The sequence below is a fragment of the Gordonia sp. ABSL11-1 genome, from assembly GCF_030315685.1.
Taxonomy (GTDB): domain Bacteria; phylum Actinomycetota; class Actinomycetes; order Mycobacteriales; family Mycobacteriaceae; genus Gordonia.
In genome coordinates this window covers 1-22,197 of sequence record NZ_JASXSI010000028.1, presented here as the reverse complement: position 1 = coordinate 22,197, position 22,197 = coordinate 1, and the positions used below count along the sequence as shown (strand labels likewise).

The 22,197-nt window shown below is 67.0% G+C and carries 18 protein-coding genes and 2 pseudogenes; 12 read left to right on the top strand and 8 right to left on the bottom strand.

The features are described 5' to 3' along the window. Positions 1-71: 71 nt before the first annotated feature. Positions 72-848: a crotonase/enoyl-CoA hydratase family protein gene (locus QSJ19_RS23035; protein ID WP_502876328.1), complete on the bottom strand. Its 777-nt coding sequence runs from the start codon at positions 846-848 to the stop codon at positions 72-74. 122 nt (positions 849-970) lie between these two features. Here QSJ19_RS23035 and QSJ19_RS23030 point away from each other — a divergent pair, with 122 nt between their 5' ends. Next, positions 971-2,320 carry an aspartate aminotransferase family protein gene (locus tag QSJ19_RS23030; RefSeq protein WP_286323338.1) on the top strand — a complete coding sequence of 450 codons (1,350 nt, stop codon included), beginning with the start codon at positions 971-973 and terminating at the stop codon, positions 2,318-2,320. 2 nt (positions 2,321-2,322) lie between these two features. Here the strand turns inward: QSJ19_RS23030 and QSJ19_RS23025 are convergent, their stop codons facing one another. After that, on the bottom strand, positions 2,323-4,344 hold the full coding sequence (locus QSJ19_RS23025; RefSeq protein WP_286323337.1) for an OPT family oligopeptide transporter: 2,022 nt from the start codon (positions 4,342-4,344) through the stop codon (positions 2,323-2,325). 153 nt (positions 4,345-4,497) lie between these two features. Further along, positions 4,498-5,220, bottom strand: coding sequence for a DsbA family oxidoreductase (locus tag QSJ19_RS23020; RefSeq protein WP_286323336.1), 723 nt, complete (start codon positions 5,218-5,220; stop codon positions 4,498-4,500). Positions 5,221-5,520: 300 nt separating this feature from the next. Between QSJ19_RS23020 and QSJ19_RS23015 the strand changes: the two genes are divergently transcribed. From QSJ19_RS23015 to QSJ19_RS23005, 3 genes are all read left to right on the top strand, one after another. Continuing rightward, positions 5,521-5,952, top strand: coding sequence for a MarR family winged helix-turn-helix transcriptional regulator (locus QSJ19_RS23015; protein ID WP_286323334.1), 432 nt, complete (start codon positions 5,521-5,523; stop codon positions 5,950-5,952). A gap of 250 nt (positions 5,953-6,202) precedes the next feature. Next, positions 6,203-7,843, top strand: coding sequence for an MFS transporter (locus QSJ19_RS23010; protein WP_286323386.1), 1,641 nt, complete (start codon positions 6,203-6,205; stop codon positions 7,841-7,843). A gap of 88 nt (positions 7,844-7,931) precedes the next feature. Beyond that, entirely contained in the window at positions 7,932-8,261 is a 330-nt protein-coding gene (locus QSJ19_RS23005; RefSeq protein ID WP_286323333.1) for a hypothetical protein, read from the top strand. 14 nt (positions 8,262-8,275) lie between these two features. Here QSJ19_RS23005 and QSJ19_RS26875 read toward each other — a convergent pair. Then, positions 8,276-9,055, bottom strand: a pseudogene (locus QSJ19_RS26875) (type IV toxin-antitoxin system AbiEi family antitoxin domain-containing protein); the annotation flags it as partial. Positions 9,056-9,152: 97 nt separating this feature from the next. Further along, positions 9,153-10,154 (bottom strand): LacI family DNA-binding transcriptional regulator, encoded by a 1,002-nt coding sequence (locus QSJ19_RS23000; protein WP_286323332.1) that lies wholly within the window; start codon positions 10,152-10,154, stop codon positions 9,153-9,155. A gap of 165 nt (positions 10,155-10,319) precedes the next feature. Here QSJ19_RS23000 and QSJ19_RS22995 point away from each other — a divergent pair, with 165 nt between their 5' ends. The 4 genes from QSJ19_RS22995 to QSJ19_RS22980 all read left to right on the top strand — a co-directional run bounded on the left by QSJ19_RS22995 (position 10,320) and on the right by QSJ19_RS22980 (position 14,481). Further along, complete coding sequence (locus QSJ19_RS22995; protein ID WP_286323331.1) at positions 10,320-11,501, top strand: Gfo/Idh/MocA family protein; 1,182 nt, start codon at positions 10,320-10,322, stop codon at positions 11,499-11,501. Positions 11,502-11,542: 41 nt separating this feature from the next. Then, positions 11,543-12,541, top strand: a complete 999-nt coding sequence (locus tag QSJ19_RS22990; RefSeq protein WP_286323330.1) for a sugar phosphate isomerase/epimerase family protein — start codon at positions 11,543-11,545, stop codon at positions 12,539-12,541. 114 nt (positions 12,542-12,655) lie between these two features. Further along, on the top strand, positions 12,656-13,597 hold the full coding sequence (locus QSJ19_RS22985) for a substrate-binding domain-containing protein (protein ID WP_286323385.1): 942 nt from the start codon (positions 12,656-12,658) through the stop codon (positions 13,595-13,597). Next, on the top strand, positions 13,597-14,481 hold the full coding sequence (locus QSJ19_RS22980) for a sugar phosphate isomerase/epimerase family protein (protein WP_286323329.1): 885 nt from the start codon (positions 13,597-13,599) through the stop codon (positions 14,479-14,481). The genes QSJ19_RS22985 and QSJ19_RS22980 overlap by 1 nt, the downstream gene beginning before the upstream one ends. Positions 14,482-14,600: 119 nt before the next feature. Here QSJ19_RS22980 and QSJ19_RS22975 read toward each other — a convergent pair whose 3' ends face one another. Then, positions 14,601-15,827 carry an oxygenase MpaB family protein gene (locus tag QSJ19_RS22975; RefSeq protein WP_286323328.1) on the bottom strand — a complete coding sequence of 409 codons (1,227 nt, stop codon included), beginning with the start codon at positions 15,825-15,827 and terminating at the stop codon, positions 14,601-14,603. A 67-nt stretch (positions 15,828-15,894) separates the two neighbouring features. On the opposite strand from QSJ19_RS22975, the gene QSJ19_RS22970 reads away from it, so the two are divergent. Further along, positions 15,895-16,776, top strand: coding sequence for an SDR family NAD(P)-dependent oxidoreductase (locus QSJ19_RS22970; protein WP_286323327.1), 882 nt, complete (start codon positions 15,895-15,897; stop codon positions 16,774-16,776). A gap of 28 nt (positions 16,777-16,804) precedes the next feature. Here the strand turns inward: QSJ19_RS22970 and QSJ19_RS22965 are convergent, their stop codons facing one another. Together QSJ19_RS22965 and QSJ19_RS22960 are read right to left on the bottom strand one after the other, a co-directional pair. Further along, entirely contained in the window at positions 16,805-18,031 is a 1,227-nt protein-coding gene (locus QSJ19_RS22965; protein ID WP_286323326.1) for a sulfotransferase family protein, read from the bottom strand. A 2-nt stretch (positions 18,032-18,033) separates the two neighbouring features. Continuing rightward, positions 18,034-19,272 carry a DUF1214 domain-containing protein gene (locus QSJ19_RS22960; protein ID WP_286323325.1) on the bottom strand — a complete coding sequence of 413 codons (1,239 nt, stop codon included), beginning with the start codon at positions 19,270-19,272 and terminating at the stop codon, positions 18,034-18,036. Between the two features lie 132 nt (positions 19,273-19,404). Between QSJ19_RS22960 and QSJ19_RS22955 the strand changes: the two genes are divergently transcribed. The 3 genes and pseudogenes from QSJ19_RS22955 to QSJ19_RS22945 all read left to right on the top strand — a co-directional run. Continuing rightward, positions 19,405-20,556 carry an acyl-CoA dehydrogenase family protein gene (locus tag QSJ19_RS22955; RefSeq protein WP_286323324.1) on the top strand — a complete coding sequence of 384 codons (1,152 nt, stop codon included), beginning with the start codon at positions 19,405-19,407 and terminating at the stop codon, positions 20,554-20,556. Beyond that, positions 20,556-21,596 carry an acyl-CoA dehydrogenase family protein gene (locus tag QSJ19_RS22950; RefSeq protein WP_286323323.1) on the top strand — a complete coding sequence of 347 codons (1,041 nt, stop codon included), beginning with the start codon at positions 20,556-20,558 and terminating at the stop codon, positions 21,594-21,596. The genes QSJ19_RS22955 and QSJ19_RS22950 overlap by 1 nt, the downstream gene beginning before the upstream one ends. 370 nt (positions 21,597-21,966) lie before the next feature. Continuing rightward, positions 21,967-22,197, top strand: a pseudogene (locus QSJ19_RS22945) (MspA family porin); the annotation flags it as partial.

The following is a 22,197-nucleotide window of genomic DNA, read 5'->3' as shown; positions in this document are numbered from 1 at the left end:
GCCCTTCGTGACGCTCGCACGCTCGCTCCTCAGGACCGGATGACCTCGGCTCGCTCCTCGAGGAGCGGGGGTCATCGCCTGCTCCACTGTGCGACCCGTTCCTTGTGGTCGGCGGTCTGATGGGCCAGCGGCTGCATGGCGGCCGCGAGATTCAGCACGGAATCCAGTGAGCTGGTGCGTGATTCGATGAGCAGACGTTTGGCCATACGCAATGCGTGCGGCGGGTTCTTCGCGATGCGCGCGGCCACGTCACGAGCGTCGTCGAGGAGCGCGTCGTCCGACGACACCCGACTCACCATGCCCCACTCGAGAGCGGTGGCGGCGTCGACCCGATCGCCGGTGAATGTCATCTCCGCGGCGCGCTCATACCCGATGGCCCGCTGCAGGAACCACGACCCGCCGTCACCAGGGATCAGCCCCAGCTGAACGAAACTCTCTGCGAAGAAGGCGGATTCGGCGGCGATGCGCAGATCGCACATCATCGCCAGGTCGCAGCCGGCACCGATGGCGGCTCCGTTGACCGCCGCGATGACCGGCACCTCGCAACGCTGCATCGCGCGCGGTATCCGTTGGATACCATCGGCATAGCCGTGACGCTGGTCGACGGGATCGAGCCCGAACAGGCCCTCCTCGTCGGCCATCTCCCGGACGTTGCCGCCCGCCGAGAAGAACCTCCCGGACCCCGTCAGGATGACGACACGGATCTCGTCGTTCGCGTTCGCGTCGTCGACGGCCCGCTCGAATGCCGCGATCACATCATGGCCGGTGATGGCGTTGCCCACCTTCGGGAGGTCGAGCGTCCAGACGGCCACTCCGTCGGCGACCATGATGTCGAGCGGTTCGCTCACGTATCCGGCCTTTCTCGAGATGCAGGGGACTCCCCTGCACCCTACGACCCCGGCGCACCATCGAACCGGCGCATGGGCGACACGGCAGGCGCCGGCCCCTCCTCCGGTCGTACCGTTGACCCATGACGACCACCCGCGACGCCGCCCACCGCACCACACCAGTCGCCGACGACCTGTCTCGCCATCTCATCCGGTATGGCGGCACCTTCTCGCCCGAACTGATCGCGCGTGCGTCGGGCAGTTACGTCTACACCGCCTCGGGCCGTCGGCTTCTCGATTTCACGTCGGGTCAGATGTCGGCGATCCTCGGCCACTCCCATCCCGACATCGTGGAGACCGTGCGGCGACAGATCGGGACGCTCGATCACCTGTTCAGCGGCATGCTGTCGGAACCGGTCGTCGACCTCGCGCGCCGACTCGCCGACTCCCTGCCCGAGCCGCTGGACAAGGTGCTGCTGCTGACCACGGGTGCCGAATCGAACGAGGCGGCCATCCGGATGGCCAAACTCGTCACCGGGCGGCACGAGATCGTGTCGTTCGCACGATCGTGGCACGGTATGACGCACGCCGCGGCGGCAGCGACGTACAGTTCGGGTCGAAAAGGATACGGCCCCGTGGCCGCCGGGAATCTCGCCCTGCCCACCCCGAACACGTACCGTCCGGATTTCGTGACCGCCGACGGCGAGTTCGACTGGCAGCGGCAGCTCGACTACGGATTCGAGATGATCGATGCACAATCCGTCGGCGCACTGGCCGCATGCATCGTCGAACCGATCCTCTCCTCCGGCGGTGTGATCGATCTACCGCCCGGCTACCTCCGCGCGCTGAAGACCAAGTGCGAGGAGCGGGACATGCTCCTGATCCTCGATGAGGCCCAGACCGGCCTGTGCCGCACCGGCACCTGGTATGCCTTCGAACGCGACGGCGTGGTGCCGGACATCCTGACCGTCTCGAAGACCCTGGGGGCGGGTCTGCCACTCGCCGCCACCATCACCACCACCGAGATCGAGCGGGTGGCGCACGAACGCGGATTCCTGTTCTTCACCACCCATGTCTCCGATCCGCTCGTCGCCGCCGTCGGCAACACCGTTCTCGACGTCCTCGCCCGCGACCGACTCGACGCGCGAGCACGGGAGGCGGGCGACCTCCTGAACGCGGGATTGCTCGACATCGCCACACGGCACGACGTCGTCGGCGACGTGCGCGGCCGCGGACTCATGCAGGGTATCGAGCTCGTCACGGATCGCGAGACCACGACCGGCGCAGATGAACTCGGCGCTGATGAACTCGGCGCTGCGATCACCCGACGGTGCTACGATCTCGGCCTGCACATGAACGTCGTCCAGCTGCCGGGGATGGGCGGCATCTTCCGCATCGCGCCGCCGTTGACCGCCACCGACGACGAGATCCGGTCCGGTCTCGAGATGCTCGATCAGGCCATCGGGGAGTGTGTGACCGGCGCACCCCGCTGACACTAGGCCTGCGCGGTGGGATCCGCGTCCTTGCGGACCGTCTCCCTCGACGCCCAGTTCTGCGTCCATTTGTACAGCCAGGCGAGCACCGCGACGAACAGGACGACGCCGAGGATCTCCGACCCGGCCTCCCAACCGTCCCCGATGAACGGCAGGTTCAGCACGGCGTCGTTGCCGCTTGCGGCCACGATGGCGGCGAAGACCACGTTCCACAGGCTCTCTCCGACGATGAGTCCGGTGGCCAGGAGAACGCCCATTCGCTTCTTGCGCCCCACATTTCGGCCCGAACGCTCGGCCCACTTGTTGTACCAGAGACCGATGAAGGCGCCGATCGGAATGATCAGGGTGATCGACATCGGCAGATACATACCCATACCGACGGCGAGCGGGGGGACACGCAGCTTGCCGGTCGTGCGGCCGAGCACCTCGTCGACGAGGATGACCGCAGCGCCGATGAGGACACCGACCCCGATGAGGGCCCAATCCAGGTCGCCACCGAAGACTCCCTCGGCCAGCGATGAGATCAGCCCGGCCTGCGGGGCGGGCAGCGCGTCCTCCCCGGCACCCGGAGCGCCGACGAATCCGAATGCGGTCTGCATCAGCTGGAGGACCGGCGGAATGACGGCCGATCCGAAGACGACGCCGATCACCAAGGCCACCTGCTGTTTCCACGGTGTCGCGCCGACCAGTTGGCCGGTCTTGAGGTCCTGCAGATTGTCGTTCGAGATCGTTGCGACGCCGAACACGATCGCGGCGGTGAACAGTGTGTAGGCGACGAGGGCCGTCGACTGCGAGTCGTCGGCCGACCCGAAGGTGATCTTGATGAGGACCGCCGCGATGAGGACGACCACGATCCCGACGCCGGAGATCGGACTGTTCGACGATCCGATCAGACCGGCCATGTACCCGCACACGGACGCGACGATGAGTCCGATCACGAACACGAAGACGATGCTCACGGTGATGATCCCCGCCGCACTGCCGTGCAGCACGGTCCCACTCGCGAAGTCCCACAACATGAATCCGATGGGGATCAGCGAAGCGAGGATGACCCCGGAGACGATGGTCACGGGCAGGTCCTGCTCGGTCAGGTCGACCGTGGTGCCCGCCCGGCGTGCGCGGGTGGAGACGATGGCGTCCTTGATGCCACGGACGATCGGGCCGATGATCTTGATCAGGGTCCAGACCGCGGCGATCGCGATGGCACCGGCGCCGATGAACCGGACGTCGTTGGTGAAGGTGTCACTGACGATGTCGTCGATGGATCCGCTGGCGGGCAGGTCGTTCCACGTGCGGATCGGCAGCAGGACGCCGTAGGAGATGAACAGTCCGATCAGCATCGAGATTCCGACGGTGATACCGACCAGGTGACCCACGCCGATCAGCGAGAACAGCAGGCCGGCGCCGAACATGGTGCCGCCCTGACCGATCCGGACGAAACCGGAGATCGTCCCGGCGATGAGCTTGGTCTGCGTCAGGATCGAGAAGATCGCGGACACGACACTGCCCACCACGATGACGCGCAGCCCGCGCTGATTTTCCTCCGCACCCTCGGCGGTGTCACCGACCTTGAGGACCTCGGCCGCCGCCGCACCCTCGGGGTAGGGCAGATCGGATCCCGTCACCAACGCCCGCCGCAACGGGATCGAGTACATGACACCGAGGATCCCGCCGATCATGCAGACGGCCACCGTCGTCCAGTAGGGAAAGCCCGTCCACCAGCCGATCATGATCAGACCGGGTAACACGAAGATGATCGCCGACAATGTCCCCGCGGCCGAGGCGATCGTCTGCACGATGTTGTTCTCCACCACCGAGTGATCGGCGAAGTAGCGCAACAGACTCATCGAGATGACCGCGGCCGGGATCGCGGTCGCGAACGTCAGCCCGACCTTGAGTCCGAGATAGACGTTGGCAGCGGTGAACACCAAGGTGATCAGACCGCCGAGGACGATTCCGCGGATGGTGAGTTCGCGCAGCCCTGCGGAACTGGAACCCTTCATGATCGACCCTGGTGTGGACATGACTACGACCCCTTACCCGACTGGTACGGCGTTGTGAACTCTCCCAACTGTAGGAGCGGGGTGGGGGATCCGCAGGGATTCCTCCAGGCATCGGCCGCGTCACCGTCGCCAGGGGGCGAAATGTCCGTTCTACGCTGCGGTCACGCGGCCATGTCAGTCGTCGGATGCCGCTGGTACAGCGCAACCGTCGGGGCCGCACGCGCCGGCGGATTCGGTCCCGATCGGCACGATCTGCTCACCCCAGGCAAGTTGCAATGCCCGGGCGAAGGTCTCGGTCGGCTGCGCCCCGGACACCGCGTACTTCCCGGCGAAGACGAAGAAGGGCACACCATTGGCGCCCATCGCGGCGGCCTGCTGTTCGTCGCGACGTACCGCATCGGCATATGCGTCCGGGTCGTCGAGCACTCGCCGCACCTCGGACTCGTCGAGACCCGCACCGACGGCGACCTCGACGAGGCGATCGGTGTCGCCGAACAATGCGGAGTCGTCGGCGAAGTTCGCGGCGTAAAGGGCGTCGAGCAGTGCGTCCTGGCTGCCCACGGCGAGTGCGTGGTGAAGCAGGCGGTGCATGTCGAAGCTGCTGCCGAAGTCGCGGCCCTCGGTCCGGTACGGCAGACCGACCTCGGCCGCCTGGGCGGCGATGCCCTGCTCGCTGGCACGGGCCTGATCGACGGAGATCCCGTACTTCTGCGCGATGTGTTCGGCCACCGGGCCGCTCGCGTCGTGCGACAGGGTCGGGTCGAGCTCGAAGGACCGGTGCACCACGCGCACGTCGTCGCGCTGCGGGAACTCATCGAGAGCCGCCTCGAAACGTCGCTTGCCCAGATAGCAGAACGGGCAGTTGATGTCGGTCCAGATGTCGACCGTGACACTCATCGCGGGCAGTCCTTCCCGCCGGCCGTACCGGCAGTCCCCTCGCCGACGGACGGCCCGCCGACAACACGGCAGGTGCAACGCGCGACGCTCCGCCGCTGTTCCGCGGCCCGGCGACGCCGCCTCGCCGGACACCTCGAGGAGAGCACGCGGCCGTCGGGCACACACCTCGGTACGCTGTCCCCGGACTGATCGGCCGACGGGTCGAGGACGCCGACAGCTCGGGAACCGCGGGCCCGGCACGGGGTGTCGAGGCGGCGGGTGTCGAGGCGGCGGGTGTTGATGCGAAGGGAGGCTACGACGATGGGCTCGGATCCGATCACCGATCTGGAGACCGAACTCGTCGACATCTGGCGCCGCGGCCGCATCCAGATCCGAGACCGCGTCCGCATCATCGACCCCCGACTCGATCCCACCTGTTATCCCCTGCTCGTACTGCTCGCCCGTCGTGATGCGATGCCCATGTCCGACCTCCTGACCGAATTGGGGCTGGAGAAGTCGACGCTGACCCGGCAGATCGACTCCGTCGTACGCCTCGAACTCGTCGAGCGGCATCCGGATCCCGACGACGCCCGCGCACGGCTCGTCGCACTCACCGACAGCGGCCGGCGGCGACTCGAAGAGGTCAACGCGACCGCACTGAGCGAGTGGCGCGAGCGGTTGTCACGGTGGGACCCGGCCGACGTGCGCCAACTCGCCCAGTTGCTGCGACGCCTCTCCGAGAGCACCCGCTGATCAGATCGGTTTGCCGCGGGGGAATACTCCGAGATAGTTGCGAGTTGCACCTATCTGACCGTATGGTTGCACACATCAACTATTAGGTTCGTGCCCGCCTACGGCGCTGTACGACATCCGGCACGCACTGTGACCCGTGCCCACCCACCCTCGCGGCGATGTCCGCGCGGGTCCCGCCATGACCTGAGGAGGTTTCCGCATGAGTACGACCGCTGTCCCGCCCGTCTCGGCGCCGGCCCCGGACTCACCGATGACGCACCGTCAACGCCTGGAAGCGCTCGTCGGGTTGCTGCTCGGGATGTTCGTCGCGTTCCTGTCGTCGACGATCGTGTCCAATGCGCTGCCGGTGATCATCACCGATCTGCACGGCACCCAGGATCAGTACACCTGGGTGGTCACCGCGACCCTGCTCGCCTCGACGGCGACCACCCCCATCTGGGGCAAATTGTCAGATCTGATGAGCAAGAAGCTGCTGGTCCAGATGTCGCTGACCCTGTTCACACTGGGATCGATCCTGGCCGGGTTGTCCCAATCGGTCGGCATGCTGATCGGGTTCCGCGCGATCCAGGGACTCGGGCTCGGCGGATTGCAGGCTCTCGTCGTCATCGTCATCGCGTCGATGTTCAGCCCGCGCGAACGCGGCCGCTATCAGGGCCCGATCGCTGCGGTGATGTCGATCGCCACCGTCGCCGGCCCGCTGATCGGCGGCGTCATCGTCGACACCAGCTGGCTCGGCTGGCGCTGGACCTTCTACGTCTGCGTGCCGCTCGCCGTCATCGCCCTGCTGGTCATCCAGCGCACGCTGAACCTGCCGGTGATCCGGAAGAACGTCAGCATCGACTACGTCGGTGCGCTGCTCATCGCCGGCGGTGTCAGCACCCTGCTGATCTGGGTCACCTTGGCAGGCAAGAGTTTCGAGTGGGTGTCCGGGATGTCCTTCGGTCTGGTCGCGCTGGGTGTGGTGCTGCTGGCCGCCGCCGTGTTCGCCGAGACCAAGGTCAAGGATCCGATCATCCCGCTGTACCTGTTCCGCGACCGCACGACCACGCTGGCCACCCTCGCGAGCATCGCCGTCGGCGTCGCGCTGTTCGGCGGTGCCGTGTTCCTCGGTCAGTACTTCCAGATCGCACGAGGGTACTCACCGACCGCAGCCGGCCTCCTGACGCTGCCGATGGTGATCGGTTCGATGTTGTCGGCCGGGGTGTCGGGAGCGCTCATCACGCGGTTCGGCCGGTGGAAGATCTACCTCGTCGTCGGTGCGGCGATGATGACGCTCGGTTTCGGACTGCTCTCGACGATCGACGCGCACACCGACATGGTGCTGCTCGGCGGATTCCTGTTCATCCTCGGCGTCGGCATGGGTATGACCATGCAGAACCTCGTCCTCGCGGTGCAGAACAACGTGGGCCCCGACGACCTCGGGGCCGCGACGTCGACGGTCGCGTTCTTCCGGTCGCTCGGTGGTGCCGCCGGCGTCTCCGTGCTCGGCGCGGTTCTCAGCAATCACGTCACCGACCTGATCGCGAAGGGCTTGTCCGCGATGGGGATCGGGGCCGCCCAGACCGGCGGATCGAGTGCTGGGCTGGCGAACCTGAACGAGTTGCCCGGCCCGATCGCCGACATCGTCCGTGGCGCCTACGGAGACGGCACCGCCCGGATCTTCCTGGTCGCCGGTGTGATGGCCGCGCTGAGCCTGGTCGCCATCCTGTTCATCAAGGAGATCGCATTGAACACGCTCAGCGGCGAGGAGCAGCGCCGTGCACAGGAGCAGGTATCCACCGACCTCGTCGAGGAGATCGTCGGCGACAGCATCGTCGGCGACGGGACGGCTCGGCATCAGGCAGCGGGAGCACGCGGCGTGGCCGTGCGTGATCTCTCCGCCGTCGAGTAGCGCACACCGACCGGCGAGTGCCCGAGTTCCCCGGACTCGGGTGCCTGCTACGCGTGGCCGCGGCACGTCGTCGGCCCAGCGTTCGGACATGACCGTCGACGCCCCGCTCCTACCCGCGCGAACGCCCGCGCACCGGGTCCGGTCGGGTCCGGTGGTGCTGGTCGGAGTGATCGCGGTGGCCGTCGTCGGCTGCTCCCCGTGGATCATCACGGGTGTCGACGACGGTGAGCGTTCGGCCGACATCATGCCTGTCGTGCAGACGAATCCGTCACCGACGGCGTGTGCAGGCGGTCGGTACCTCGCGCCGTCCGCGTTCACCGCGCGGGTGATGCGGAATCTGGTCGTCGACGCCCACCACGATCCACTCGCCCACACCCACCTACGCCCGTCGTCGGCCGATCCGTCCTGCTCACCCTGACCCACGGTCCACCCGGCCGCGATCAGGTCATTGCGGCGAGTTCGGTCGTGCTGGAACTCTTGGGCCCCACGGTGATAGGTCATGCCGTCAATCTCCACGGCCACGCGCTCTCGGACGAATGCGAAGTCAATGGCGTATCTCCCGCAGGGATGACCGGCGACCCAACATGTGATCCCGGCGTCATGGAACAGCCGGACCGTCAGCCTCTCCGCAGCCGACCGCGCACCGGATCCGATGCCGTCGAGCAGCTTCCCCATCGCGGTCGCGCCGATCGTTCCCCGTCGCCTTCGGTACGCAGCGTGCAGCTGCTTCTCCGACACCCGACGCAGCAGCAGCGCACGGTCGAGCACGGCCACGTCACGCTCGACGGCGCCCTCGAGAACCGACAGCGGCAGAGCCGTCACACGGAGGTGAGAGCGGTCGACGACGTCGGCGGCGTCGAGCGAGCGGCGTACGACACGGACACCCGGCACCCGCTTCACATGACCGCCCGGTGTCGCCGTGACAGCGATGACCGGCGGCGGTGTGTCGACTATTCCGTGCCAGTACGCCGCAGCAAGCGCGCTCAGGATGGCGGTGTCACCCACCCGCAGAACCGCTATCCGAATACGGGCGCAGTCGGAGAGCGGATGATCGGCGAGGCGATAGATCCCATGCGCCTCCCGCACCCAGACGCCCGAGCTCACGAGTCGTCGGACCGCGGAGTTGTCCAGACCGTGTGCTGAGGCATCCGGCGACGTGAGCACACCGTCCCGATCCAGGGCGAACCGTCGGAGCTGTGGAGAGATGTTCACCCTCCTTCGACGCACGCAACCCCGCTCCGGTTCCGCCCCGCCCCTGCCTGCCCCTGCCTGCCCCTGCCCGCAGAGGGGCAGAGGGAGGAGTCGAGGGTCAGCGCGCGGGGGCGGTCGTCGCCCGCACCACCAGGTCGGGGATCAGGGTGGAGGAGACGCGGACGGTCCGTTGACCGTCGAGCCGCCCGACGACCGCCTCGATCGCCTGCTCGGCCTGCGCCTTGGGTTGCTGACTGACCGTGGTGAGATCCACGTTCGACAGGCGCGCCAGGACACTGTCGTCGTAACCGGTGATCGACACGTCGCCCGGCACGTCGACGCCGGCGCGGCGCAGCACGTCGAGCACGCCGACGGCGAGGCGATCGTTCGCGCACACCACCGCGGTCGGCGAATCACCTCGCAGTATTCGGCGGGCAGCCGCCATGCCCGCTTCCTCGGTGAAATCGCCGGCGTCGACGACGGCGGGCTCAGTCGGCAGGTCGTGTCGTCGCATGGCGGCCACGAACCCTGCGCGACGGTCCTTGGCGATCACGCCCGGCCCGGCCGCGACGTGCACGATCCGTCGATGGCCGAGGCCGAACAGATGGTCGACGACCCCCGCGATCCCCTTGCCGTCGTCGGTACGGATCACATCGACCGACGCCGCGCCGACACGACGCCCGATGACGACGGTCGGCAGCCGGTCACCGAGCCGGGAGATCACCCCGGAATCCAGCTCCGGACCGACGAGCAGCATTCCCTCGCAACGGAAATCGATCAGGGTCTCGATGACCCGCGTCTCGTCGTGAGTGGGCGTGACGGCGCCGAGGACCACCTCGTAACCAGCCACATCGGCTGCGGCGACGATACTCTCGACGATCTCGGCGTGAAAGCTGTTGCTGATCTGCGCGACCACGCCGATGAGATGTGATCGACGCGCCGTCATCAGCGCGGCGGCGCGGTTCATCCGGTAGCCGAGTTCCTCGGCCGCCTTCAGCACCTCCTCGCGGGTCTTGTCCCCCACTCCGGGCGCCTTGCGGAAGACCAACGAGACCGTCGCCTTCGACACCCCCACCCGCTCCGCGACGTCCTGCATCGTCGGACGACTCGACCCGTTCATCAACTCCGATCCCTTTCTCGCACGACGGCCGTCACCCGTGGGGCTTGACAGACCCGTGTGACCGGGTTCATAGTACCGGAACTAGACCGGTTTAGTAGACCGGACAAGTTGAGACGCCCACCACGCCGGAACCAGACCGGACATCAGCACGAAGGAGCTGGCCCAGTGACCGAGAAAACCATCGGAGTCGCCGTCATCGGCGGCGGAATGGCAGGCCGCGCACACGCCGCGGGCTACCGGATGGCGAGCACCCTGTTCGGAACCGATCGCCCCGGGGTCCGACTCGTCGCGATCGCCGACGCGAACCGGGCCGTCGCCGACGACACCGCCAAGCGCTACGGATACGAGCGCGCCGAGTACGACTGGACGGCGATCGCCGAGGCGTCGGACATCGACGTGGTCAGCGTCGTCGTCGCCAATCACCTGCATCGCGAGATGGTCGAGGGTCTGCTGGCCGCCGGAAAACACGTCCTCTGCGAGAAGCCCCTCGCGGGCTCGGCCGACGATGCCGAGGCGATGCTCGTCGCCGCGGAACGCTCCGAGGGCGTGGCGGGCGTCGGCTACACCTACCGGCGCTCGCCCGCCGTCGAGCAGATCCGGCGCGAGCTGGCCGCCGGCACCGTCGGCGACCTGGTGCATTTCAACGGCCACTACTGGTGCGACTACGGTCTCGACCCGTCGTCACCGATCACCTGGCGCTACCGCGGCGGACCGGGAACCGGCGCTCTTGCCGACGTCGGCAGCCACCTGATCGATCTGTCCGAGTTCGTGTGCGGTCCGATCACCGAGGTCAGCGGGGCCACGTTCCACACCCTCATCACCGAGCGTCCGGTCCCGGTGGGTACCACCTACGGCCACACCAAGGCCGAGGTGACCGGAGAGATGGCACCGGTGGAGAACGAAGACGTCGCCACCTTCACCGCCACCTTCGCCAACGGGGCCATCGGTACCTTCTCCGCCTCACGCGTCGCGCACGCGCTTCCGGACGGACTCGGCTTCGAGCTCTTCGGCTCGCGGGGATCGGCGTCGTGGCAGCTCTTTCGCGCCAGCGAATACGAGATCTCCGTGGTCGGCGATCGCCCTGAGCTCGCGGGCCCACGTCGCGTGATCATCGGTCCCGACCATCCCTACATCCGTGGCGGTCTCCCCATGGACGCAGGCGGCGTCGGCCACGGCAAGGCCGAGTTCTTCGCCTATCAGGCCCGGGCGTTCCTCGACCAGGTGACCGGGATCGACGGCGGGCTTGCGCCCGTGCCCGACTTCGCCACCGGTGTGCACAGCATGCGCACCGTCGCCGCCATCACCGAATCGGCCCTCGGTGGCGGTTCCACCGTCAAGGTCATCTGAGAACCACAACCGTTCCACAACTTTCGAAAGGTCAACGAATCATGAAGCTCGGTGTGTACACCGCCATCCTGCACGACAAGCCGTTGCGTGAGGCTCTGGAGATCATCGGATCACTGGGATTGACGGGTGCGGAGATCAATGCCGGTGGGTTCCTGCCGACTCCGCATCTGCCGGTCGACGATCTGTTGTCGGGGGCGGTGACCCCGCAGGAGTATCTGGCCACCTTCGACGGCACCGGTGTCTCGATCGCGGGTTTGAACTGCAACGGCAATCCGCTGCATCCGGATCCCGAGGTCGGTCCGGAGGATGCCGAGGATCTGCGCAAGGCGATCCGCGTGGCCGGGTTGCTCGGGGTGGATCGGGTGGTGACCATGTCGGGGTTGCCGCATGCGCATCCGGGTGGGCAATGGCCGGCCTGGCATGTGAACACCTGGGATTCGGGCTATCTGGACTCGTTGGATTACCAGTGGGATGAGGTGGCGGTGCCGTTCTGGACCGAGATCGATGCGCTGGCCCGTGAGCACGGGGTGAAGGTGGCCATCGAGATGCATCCGCAGAATCTGGTGTTCAACCCGCCGACGCTCAAGCGCCTCGTCGACAAGGCCGGCGCCACCAACGTCGGTGCCGAGATGGATCCGTCGCACCTGTTCTGGCAGGGCATTGACCCGGTCGCGGCGATCGAGTGGTTGGGTCCGTTGGTGTTTCATGCCGCTGCCAAGGACACCCGTATCAACAAGAATTGTGAGATCTACGGGGTCCTCGATGAGCGGTTCACCCGTATCCCGGCATCGCAGAACCCGACCGGGCTCGGTGGCAAGCACGTGGTCAACAAGTGGCCCGAGGACTCCGCGTGGGACTTCGTCGCCGTCGGCCGCGGTCACGACGTCGACTTCTGGACCCGTTTCCTGCAGGCCTTGGAGAAGGTCGACCCCGAGATGTGGGTCAACATCGAACACGAAGACGTCGAGTTCGACGCACTCGACGGGCTGCGGGTCGCCGCCGAGAGTCTGACATCTGCCAATTCCGCACCGGTGCGCTGACGCCGGACGTCACGAGAAGAGTCAACGATGACGAACACCCGCACCCGGCAGACAGGTTCTGGCCGAGGACGACTGGTGCGCATCACCGGTACCGCGGCCGCGATCCTGGCCCTGATGACCGCCTGCTCGAGCACGGGCGGCAAGCCCGACTCGAGCGGTGGCGGCATGAACGCCGGGACCGCCGACACCCCGCGGTTCACCGTCGCGATGATCACCCACGGTCCGCCCGGAGACACGTTCTGGGATCTGATCCGCAAGGGTGCGGAGACCGCCGCGGCAAAGGACAACATCGATCTCAAGTACTCGTCGGAACTCGAGGCGCCCAACCAGGCCAACCTCGTGCAGAACGCGCTGGACAGTGACGTCGATGCCATGGCGGTCACCCTGGCCAAGCCGGAGGCTCTCGCCCCGAACGTCACGAAGGCGACCGACGCCGGGCTTCCCGTCGTCGCGTTCAACGCCGGTATCGACGCGTGGAAGGCGATGGGCGCCAAGTCCTTCTTCGGACAGGACGAGCAGGTCTCCGGCGAAGCGGCCGGCCAGCGACTCAAGCAGGAGGGTGCCAAGAAGGTCGTCTGCGTGATCCAGGATCAGGGCAACGTCGCACTCGAATCCCGTTGTGCCGGTGTCAAGGCCGGGATGTCCGGGGGCGGGGTCGTCGAGACGCTCAACGTCAACGGCACCGACATGCCGAGCGTGCAGTCGACCATCGCGGCCAAGTTACAGGAGGATCCGAGCGTCGATCACATCATCACCCTCGGTGCGCCGATCGCGCTGACCGCCGTCAAGTCCGCCGACAACGCGGGCAGTGACGCCAAGATCGCCACCTTCGACACGAACGCGGCGCTCGTCACCGCGATCAAGGACGGTTCGGTGCAGTGGGCGGTGGACCAGCAGCCGTTCCTGCAGGGCTATCTCGCCATCGACTCGCTCTGGCTGTATCTCAACAACCGCAATGTGATCGGTGGTGGTCTACCCACGCTGACCGGTCCGGCGTTCATCGACAAGAGCAACATCGACGCCATCGCCGACTACGCGGAGAAGGGAACCCGCTGATGAAGATCGCGCTCGACCCGACCCCGTTCCATCACAGCCACGAGCTGCTCGAGTTCCCGGCCCTCGTCGCCGACCTGGGCTACGAGTACCTCCAGCTGACGCCGCATCGTGACTTCATCCCGTTCTTCAATCACCCTCGCGCAGATGACGATCTGGTCGCGAAGTTCCGGAGGGCCTGCTCCGATGCCGGGGTGCAGATCGCGTCTGTTCTTCCGGTGCTGCGGTGGTCGGGACCGGACGAGGATGCGCGCGAGGCCGCGGTCCGCAACTGGAAACGCGTCATCGAGATCACCGTCGATCTCGGTGTGAACGTCATCAACACCGAGTTCTCCGGTCGTCCCGAGCGTGCCGAGGAATCGGAGCGGGCATTCTTCCGGTCGATGGAGGAACTCGTGCCGATCATCGAGCGCGAGGGCATCGACGTCCGGATCGATCCGCACCCAGACGATTTCGTGGAGGACGGCCTCGAGGCCATCCGCATCATCCGTGGTGTGAACTCCCCGAACATCGGCATGGTCTACGTCGCATGCCACAGCTTCCACATGGGTGGCAACATGGCCGAGATCATGGCCGCGGCCGGTGACCGTCTGCGCCTGGTGCACGTCGCGGACTCGATGGATCATCATCGCTCGCACGGCCTGCGCTACATCACGAACCCGCCCGGCAATGCGGTTCGCGTCCATCAGCACCTCAAGATCGGTGACGGCGACGTCGACTGGGACGAGTTCTTCGGCGGACTCGGACGACTCGGATTCTACGATCGCGAGGACACGGTGATGGTGTCGTCGGTGTTCGCGGAGAACGAGAACGCCGCCGAGGTGTCGCGCTATCAGCTCGAGACGATGCGTGCCTACGTCGACAAGTACCGCACGGCAGATCGCTGAGGCCGCACGACCATCCCGCATTCACATGGGGAGCTGCCCATCCACACGGGGAATCACCTGTGTGGATGTCAGCTCCCCATGTGGTTGCCCCCGCGTTCTGGTATCGCGCCGCACCACACCTATTCGGTGGGCAGCGCACCGATCTCGGCCCCGGCGTCCCCGAAGTGCCGGTACCGGGCGCGGTCTCGTGCCCGCCGGCCGCGCCACTCCAGGTACTGGCCGCCGACCGGCGTTCGCCCGATGAGTCGATAACTGATCGTATTGCGCACCCACGCCGTCCCGAACGCCCATGGAAGTCGATGCGGCAGTTCGAGATCACGCATGCCGCGGGCACCCAGGAATCCCTCCAGCATGCTGAGGAGACGTTCGCGGGTGTAGCGGGCCGACACGGCGGGAAGGTGCCGGTAGTGCAGGTCTCGCTGGACATCCACGAGGGCATTGGCGAGTTGGGGTCCGGCAACCGAGACGTCGGCCTGCGACAGCAGGATCGCGTAGCTCAACTGGTGTTGGTCGCGTTCGTCGTCGAAGAGCCAGTCATCATCGACCCCGATCAGCCATCCGACGTACTTCCACAGGTGCATCATGGCCCGGGACTCGTCGCGACTGATCGGCACGCCGAGCGCCCGCACTCCCATCATCAGGGCGCCGCTGAAGAGGTTCAGCGTCGACGCGAGGTCACTCTGGTTGATCGGTAGCCCCCACTCCGCGCTGTCCCATCGGCCGTTGCGCTCGAACGACGCATTGACGAGCGCGTGCATCAGTCGGACGTGCACGGTGAGCTTCCAGCCCTCCCCGTGCCGATCCATCCCACCCTCTCGACCGACAGCGATGGCCCAGGTCTGTGTCTCACCGAGACGCCGTTTGGTGGTGGAGCCCGACAGCCCGCCGGTCTCCGCGAGGAGGTCGACCGGTCCGCCGAACCGATAGCCGCCGATCAGGGAGAGTTGGAGCAGCACATCGTCGGCGTTCTGACCGAAGCGGCGGAAGACCGTGGCGCCGCGCTCGCAGAGGTCCCGGTCGACCCACGACGGGGTGGCCTCCACCTGGGCGAAGAAGTCGCGCAGCGCGCGCGGATCGTCCTCGGACACGCCCGCTTCGAGCGCGTGGTGGAAGCGGCCCATGCTGACGCGTTCGGGATCGTCCTTGGGCAGACGCATCGCCCGCACCAGCGCCGCAGCCGTTTCGTCCCGCTTCATCAACCGCTCTCCCAGCGCGGAGAGTTCGGCGTCCGACGGCTCGCGCAGATGCCAGTACAGACGGAGCAGACGGCCCATCTGACGGCCCCGGGCGTCGGCGGACCGATGCCGTCGGGGCAGAACCGTTGAGGAATCCGTCGTCGCCGTCATGAGACCAATTTAGCAATTCGTCTCACCGGGGACAATCATCGTTCCCGGCTGCCTACCCTCGGGGGTCATGGACGAGACACTGCGCACCCTGTCCGGACAACGGGTCGTCGTCACCGGCGCCACCAACGGACTCGGCATGGCCACCGCCCGCGCCCTGGCGCAAGCCGGCGTGCGGGTGGTGCTGGCCGTGCGCGACATCGAACTGGGCGCTCGACGGGCCCGCGAGTTCGGCGGGGACTGTGAGGTGGCGCATCTCGATCTGGCCGACCTGTCGTCGGTGCGTGCATTCGCCGACGCACTCGAGGGGCCCATCGATCACCTCATCAACAACGCGGGGGTGTTTCCCCATCAACGTCGTCGGACGGCCGACGGCTTCGAGATGGGTATCGGCACGAACTTCCTCGGTCCGTTCGCGTTGACCAATCTGCTGTTGCCGCGGATCGAGCGTCAGATCGTGTCGGTGGCCTCCGACGCCCACCGCGGCGCCAAGCAGATCGAGCCCGACGATCTCGATCTGTCCCGCACGCGCTGGACACCACCGCGTGCCTACGCGCGCTCGAAACTCGCTGTGATGCTGTGGGGTCTGGAACTGGACCGGAGATTGCGTGCCGCCAGGTCGCCGGTGAGCGCGATGCTGACGACACCGGGCTGGGTGGCGTCGAACATCTCCAACAAGCCCCACCTGAGGATCGCCCACAAGATCGTCCAGAGTGCGGCCTCCCGGCTGGCGAACGACGTCGACGCCGGCGCGCAGACCACGCTGTACTGTCTGACGCATCCGATCGCGCCCGGGAGTTATGTCGGCGTCGACGGCGTCTGGGCTCTGCGTGGGCAGCCCGTCCTGTTCGGCCGGTCCACGGCGGCATGTGATTTCGACGCCGCGGCCGCGCTGTGGGCGAGGGCCGAGGAGCTGACGGGCACCACATGGCCGTCGACGATCACGGCGTAGGGCGTATTTCGTCCGTGGCGTGCGACGCTCACAGGTCGAACGCGGCCCGGTAGCGCGAGTAGACCGTGCGGACCTCATCGGCGGTCAGGCCGAAATCCTCGAGATCGTAGGTGTGGACGCCGTGCGCGTACTGAGCGTGACCGGCGCGATGCTCGTCCATACGTGCACGCACCTCGTCGGTGAGAACGAAACCTGCTGCCGTGTAGATTCTCTCGACCTCAGCGAGTGGATCGTCGACGAGGTCCGGATAGCGCACGTCGACGAAGACGTCGGGGCGCTGCGCCCGCACGTCGAGTGCGCGGTCGACCATGGCGCCGTTGAGTCCGAGCCAGTGCCGCGCGACCGACTCGGCGTCGACACGATCACTGAACATCGAATGCCCATGGGCCAGCATGCTCGAGAACGACGCCGTGGTGCGGACGGGGTCGCGGTGGGTCTGCACGATCAGGGCGTCGGGAAAGACGTCGAGCAGCGCGGACAGATTCTCCAGATGCGCGGGAGTCTTCAGTACCCAGCGTGGGCGGGGATTCTGCGCATGGAGGATCTGCAGCAGCGTCTTGAGATACTCGTAGGACCTGCGCATGTCCTGTCGTCGGAGCCAGGTCGAGTACGACGGCACGTTCAGCATGGCCTCGGGCACCTGCGACAACAGCGAATACTCCTGCAGCAGAACGTCTTCTTCGGGACCGTCGGCCTCCACCGCGTGAATCGCGAAGAACCGCGGATTCAGATAGCGCAACGCGAGTTCGGCCATCGTCGTCTGTGCGACACGGATCGTCGGCCTACCCGGCTTCTCGTGCTTGCGGGGCAGCAGATGTATGACCTCCCACGACCCGACGGCGCGCACCTCCGGGTCGGCCGCGATCAGGCGATGCAGCATGGTGGTCCCGCTGCGCTGCAGACCCGCGATCACGATCGGCGGCCCGATCGGCATACTCGTGATCTCCGGATCAGCCCGGATGAGTTCGGCCACCCGCAGTCGGGTACACAGGATCCCGTGCATCCGGGCCCGGATGATGAACGACCCCAACAGGCTCAGATCGGCCTCCTCGACGATCGAGGTGCACAACACGTCCAGCGCCTCGTCGGCCTGCGGATCGGCGATCCATGCCAGCCCGGTCGCCTTCTCGGCCCGTCGACGAAGAGTGTCCGCCGAGAGGTCCACCACCGACACGCCACGCGCTCGGAGCTCCTCGCCGACCCGGTTGATCACGCGAATCGGGCGGCGCCGGAACGGGGTGAACGTGTCGGTCATCATCAATCCATCCGTGCCAGTTCGGCAGTGGACACGACTCGGGTCCGCGGCTGGGGATGGGTGGCGGCCCGGATCCAGCGGAAGCTCATCGCGCCGCAGTCATGACCAGCGGTGTCGATCCAGTTGGGCAGACCCGGATCCCGGTGGGCGACGACGATCCGCACACTCCCGTCGGGGCGGTAGCTCGCGGTGTGCTTGTTGACATGTATCCGGTGGTGGCGGTAGTCCAAGGACTCGAGCCAGTGATTGTCGAGCTGGAAGTTCCAGGCGTCGCACTCCGGGATCTCGCTCTCGATGACCAGCGCCTCCTCCGGACCGAGTCGCCAATAGCTATGGTAATAGATGATGTTCGGGTCTCCGCCCGCCTTCGTCGACCGCTCCGGATCGAACATCGGCAACTCGTTGGTGTGCTTCTGGAAGTCCCGAGCCCACTTCGCGAACAGCATGGAGGCGCCCGCCACCAGAAGACCCGCCTTGGCGAGCCCAGCGTCGAGTTGCGCCGGCGTCAGCGGAGCGGGAGTCACTCGCTGCGCTCCCGGCGCCGGAGCCACCCGGCCCGCTTGCCCCGCTCCCGGCGCCGCCTCCAGCAACTCGATACGCAGATCGGCAGGCACCTCGGTTTCCCGATCCGCGAACGTCTGACGAACGATCAGCAACCCGGTGTCGGGGGTCATCGGCAGCCAGTTGCCCTCGTGCTCGGCGGCACTCAGGATGAGCTCGAAACGACCGTCGGGCCCGATGTCGAGGTCGGCGGCCTCGACATACCCCGTCGTCGGCATCTGGCCGCCCTCACCGTAATTGCCCTCCTGCGTCCCAAATCCCAGGTAGTCGACGGTGCCGCGGGTGCCGATGATCCGATAATCGAGTGTCCCGTCGATCGACGCGTTCAGGTAGTGGTTGTCGGGGTTGTCGGACCCCATCTTGGCGGTCTCGTGGATCATGCGCCGTAACACCGGCGCGTGTGGATCGGCGTACTCCACGAACGCCTCGAGTCCCGCGCGGGTGAGTCGGCTCAGATACCGGTATCCCTCCGCCTGGGTGAGCGGATCGGTCGGGGTCCCGGGGAACACGATGGCAGCGCCCGCCGATTTGAGCGTGTCGCAGAACTCGTCCCAGGATGTGCCGCTGACGACGCGCTGCTCGGCCACGTCATCGAGAGTCCGGCCACGCAGTCGCAGATACGCCACGCGGGCCTTCTTGAACTGTCCCAGCGCGGTTGTCGCGATCGTCCGCCCGTTCATCGCCCACCTTTCCTCGTCTCCGGTCCCCGTCGGTTTCCGTACCGACCTCGGTGACTCCATGATCACCGGATCTCCCCTACGTGTCCGGAGTTCGCCGATCCCGCAGCAGCACCGCGGGTTATCGTGCAGGTCATGCCCGACCTCCGCCTGGTACCGCCGATCGTCGACGACCCCGCTCAGTACCACACCCTGCGCCTGGAGGTCCGTGCCTTCATCGACGAGCATCGCGCGTCGGGTCGGATCCGCCGCGAGGTCGACAGCTGGCTGACCGGCTGGGACGAGGAGTTCACGCGCGCCCTGGCCGAGCAGGGGTGGCTGGGCATGACCGTTCCGCTCGACTACGGCGGGCACGGCAGGAGTCCGCTCGAACGGTTCGTCGTCACCGAGGAGCTGCTGGCCGCCGGCGCGCCGGTCGCGGCGCACTGGATCGCCGATCGCCAGATCGTTCCGTCGCTCCTCAAGTACGGCACCGACGAACAGAAGCGCGAGTATCTTCCGCGGATCGCGGCGGGCACCTGCTTCTTCGCGATCGGGATGAGCGAACCCGACTCCGGCTCGGACCTCGCCAGTGTCCACACCCGCGCGACGCGGGTCGAAGGTGGTTGGTCGATCACCGGCACGAAGGTGTGGACCTCCGGCGCGCACCGTGCCGAGGCGTTCATCTGCCTGACCCGGTCCGAGCCACTCGATCCCGCACATCGCCATCGCGGGTTGAGCCAGTTCATCGTGGACCTCGGGACCAACGGTGTCGACATCCGCCCGATCCGTTCGATGGACGGCCGCCACCATTTCAACGAGGTGATCCTCGACCAGGTGTTCGTCCCTGACGCGCGCGTCTTCGGGTCCATCGGCGAGGGATGGACACAGGTCACCTCCGAGCTCGCGTTCGAACGCAGTGGCCCCGAACGCTTCCTGTCGACCTTCCCGTTGCTCGCGGAGACCGCCGAACAGATGCAGGCCGGCGCGCTCCCCCGCCACCCCGATCTGGGTCGGCACGTCGCACGCCTCGCAGGTCTGCACCAGATGTCCACGGCCGTCGCGGGCGCTCTCGCCCGACGCGAACCCGCGGACACCGCGGCAGCCGTCGTCAAGGTGCTCGGCACCACGAGCGAGGGCGACATCGCCGACTTCTCCGACACCTTGACCGACGACGCCGATCCGGCACTCGCCGAGCACCGCCGACTCGTCGAGGCAGCCGTCGTGCAGCGGCCGGGATTCACCTTGCGCGGCGGCACCAACGAGGTGTTGCGCGGCGTCATCGCCCGCGGATTGGGGGTGCGCTGATGAGCGGCAACCACATCGATCGCGGGCTCGTCGACATGTTGTCGGCGGTGTTCTCGTCGCATCGGGCACGCATGTCCGAGAGTCGCTCCGAGAACACCGACACCACAGCAGATCTCGAGCTGTGGGCGCAACTCCGCGAGCTCGGACTGGCCAGGCTGACCGGGAGCGAGAGCTCCGGCGGCAGCGGTGCCGACTGGTTCGCCGCCGCCGAATTGCTTCGCGCAGCAGCGCATCACGCCGTCCCGACGCCCGTCGTCGAGCACGATCTGCTCGCCGGATGGCTGCTGACCCACGCCGGCCTTCCCGTCGACGACACACGCCGATCGGCGTGCGTCCTCGACACCTCGGGAACGGCCCGAGATGTCGGATGGGCCTCGAGCGCAGAGCGTGTCGTCGTCGGCTGGCCGTCGGGAGACGCATGGATGGTCGCCGACGTCGACACCGATGACCTAACGGTCGACCGGGGTGTGAACCTGGCCGGCGAGCCCCGGGACATCGTCGGCGCACGGCTCGACGACCTGACCGGTGTCGAGGTGGACGCGGCCACGATCCGACGGTTCCGACTGCGCGGTGCGCTGGCGAGATCGGCGCAGATCTGCGGGGCGCTCGAGCGGATACTCGATCTGACCGTCACCCACGCCCGTCAGCGTGAACAGTTCGGCCGACCACTAGTCCGCTTCCAGACGGTGACGTCGATGATCGCCGACATCGCGGCGGAGACGTCGCTCGCGCAGGCCGCGACGGAGGGCGCGCTCGCCGCCGCCGTCCACCGCGACTGGGCCGACTCGACGCTGGAATTCCTTGTGGCGGTGGCTCGCTCATGCACAGGTCGCGCCACATCAGTCATCGTACGCAATGCCCATCAGGTTCATGGCGCGATCGGCACGACCCGAGAGCATCGACTGCACGAGTTCACCCTGCCCGCCCTTGCGTGGCGGTCGGAGTTCGGGTCGGTGCACGACTGGGAGCGCGTGGTCACCGAGGCGGCTGGAGACGCCGGCGCTGACGGGCTCTGGTCGCTCATCGTCGACGCGGGCTGATCGTCGGCGCGTCGAGTCGACGGCGAATCTGGGAACGCTCGGCGAGAATCTGGGCACGGTCGGCGCAAACGTCGCGAGCAGCGCTCGGCGTGTGACGGAGTGCGGTCGACGTCCGGTCGGCCTTGGTTCTCCACAGACCTTTATCGCGAATACCGTGCCAAAGCAACCCATTCCGCTCGGCCAGGTCCCAATTGCCGGGCTCCGCTGACCGCACTGTAGTGTACGGAGCGCTGCGCGAAGCTGATCGGAGTGAAGTAGGCGCCGGTCTCCGCTGCCGCCATACGCGATGGGTGCTGGATTCCTCTGTTGCACGACCGTCGCCGTGGCGCGCACTGCGCACGATGACACCGAGTCCTGTGAGAGGGAGCGAATGAACAAGTTCAGCAAACGTGGTCTGCGTCGTGTCGTCGGCGCGGGCGCCGTCGCCGCGGTCGCGGTTGTCGGCCTGGCCACGATGACCGCCGGTGGTGCGGGCGCGGCTCCGCTGCCCAATGGCTTCAAGAACGCCACCGGCATCGACGGTGAGTCGCTGCAGACCTGGCGTAGCGGTGAGTCGGCACTGCCGGCCCCGTCGGTCGCCAACAACGGTGCAGGCCGGGCC